The sequence below is a fragment of the Vibrio sp. OPT20 genome (assembly GCF_963889365.1).
In the GTDB taxonomy this organism is placed as follows: domain Bacteria; phylum Pseudomonadota; class Gammaproteobacteria; order Enterobacterales; family Vibrionaceae; genus Vibrio; species Vibrio splendidus.
This window is the reverse complement of sequence record NZ_CAWPOA010000070.1, coordinates 1-277: the sequence shown is the minus strand read 5'-3', so window position 1 is coordinate 277 and position 277 is coordinate 1. Positions and strand designations below refer to the sequence as shown.

The 277-nt window shown below is 52.3% G+C and carries 1 rRNA gene; it reads left to right on the top strand.

What is annotated here, in order from left to right:
* Nucleotides 1–277, top strand: a 23S ribosomal RNA gene (locus AACR09_RS16240); the annotation flags it as partial.

Here is a 277-nt window from a genome sequence, read left to right as displayed (position 1 = left end):
TGCTGGAGGTATCAGAAGTGCGAATGCTGACATGAGTAACGATAAAGGGAGTGAAAAACTCCCTCGCCGGAAGACCAAGGGTTCCTGTCCAACGTTAATCGGGGCAGGGTAAGTCGACTCCTAAGGCGAGGCCGAAAGGCGTAGTCGATGGGAAACGGGTTAATATTCCCGTACTTCTTACAATTGCGATGGGGGGACGGAGAAGGCTAGGTGGGCCTGGCGACGGTTGTCCAGGTTCAAGTATGTAGGCGGAAAGTTTAGGTAAATCCGGACTTTC